Here is a 1213-nt window from a genome sequence, read left to right as displayed (position 1 = left end):
TTGTTATGTATATCTAACGGCGTTAAAGGCATAATGCCACCTCCATGTCGAAGTAAGTATCTTTCTCCTATTATAACTGAATTTTCGACAGTTTGTGGGGATTTCCCTTTATTTTTCGAAAATTTATTTTAATACTCCTGCAGCAATCCGAAATTTGTCTTTTTTCGTCTTTCCTTCAATCGAGATCAGTTTGCTTCGGCCATGTCCCCTCATTGAAAAAACATCTCCTTCGGCAACTTCGAAAGCAGGACTCTCGACCACTCTCCAGTTCACCTTGACAACACCCCCTGCAATCAGGGTCTGCACCTTCTGCCTTGAAACATTATATAATGCTGACAGAATTACATCGAGACGAAGGGAACTGACAGTTGTCAACGCTTCCCGCCACTCTTCTGATGAATGGACCATCCTGTCTAAAGGGACCTTTTCCAATGTCACTTTATTACGGCCCACTTCCTGGAAATTCATTTCAACGAAATCCGAAATTTCAGAGGCTGTAATCATTTGAACCCGGTCGCTATTCATGAGAATGTCCCCAAACTTCTCTCTTTTTAATCCAATTGACATCAGGGAGCCTAAAATTTGCCGATGCTCGAGAGTGACAAATTTTTGGGGATAGTTAATTTCAAATAGGGTTACGCCATAATCGGAGTGTGAGGGCTCAAAATAATCCGGATACAAAATGCACCTCTTTCTTTCAACCGACTCCTGAGCAGGATAAAAGCTCATTTTAATATCGCTGTTTTTTCCAATAATGGCCGAGAGGATGTATTGCTGCCTGGGATCTAAAAAGTCAGTGACTTTTGGCGAGTAGGAATTCTCTACGAATTCGCGCCATTCCAGGACACTGTCAATGAACTCTTTTTCATCTTTTCTAAAGTGCTGATAAATCGATGTCATGTTTACACCTGCTTTTATAATGGAGGCTTATTAAATACCTCTAAAAATGAAAAAGGGAGTACCTGTAAGGCCCCCTCAATTTTTATAACTGTTTCCACCCCAGGGGTTTCAGTATTTTATACAAACCACCTGTATAATTCAAGAATACCTGATTGTGCAAGTCTCAATACAATGAAAGCCACAATCGGGGAAATGTCGATCATCCCGATTGATGGGACAATTTTTCGAAACGGCTCTAAATACGGTTCACAAATCCTAGCCAGGAATTTCCCGATTGCTGTTTCCCTTGCGCTAGGGAACCAGGACATTAAGA

At 41.2% G+C, this 1213-nt stretch carries 2 protein-coding genes; both read right to left on the bottom strand.

Annotated elements, in window-relative coordinates:
• Positions 1-123: 123 nt before the first annotated feature.
• Positions 124-900 carry a YlmH family RNA-binding protein gene (locus BSG1_RS19615; protein WP_006838992.1) on the bottom strand — a complete coding sequence of 259 codons (777 nt, stop codon included), beginning with the start codon at positions 898-900 and terminating at the stop codon, positions 124-126.
• A gap of 116 nt (positions 901-1016) precedes the next feature.
• Positions 1017-1213: YggT family protein (locus BSG1_RS19610; RefSeq protein WP_006838991.1), on the bottom strand; the 197-nt coding region annotated here is incomplete at its 5' end.

This window comes from Bacillus sp. SG-1 (assembly GCF_000181495.1).
Taxonomy (GTDB): domain Bacteria; phylum Bacillota; class Bacilli; order Bacillales; family Bacillaceae_B; genus Rossellomorea.
This window is presented reverse-complemented; position numbering and strand designations above follow the sequence as displayed.

What these genes read in the sequence shown, in the direction of transcription:
- BSG1_RS19615 (WP_006838992.1), bottom strand. Translation starts at nt 900, where the DNA reads ATGACATCGATTTATCAGCACTTTAGAAAAGATGAAAAAGAGTTCATT.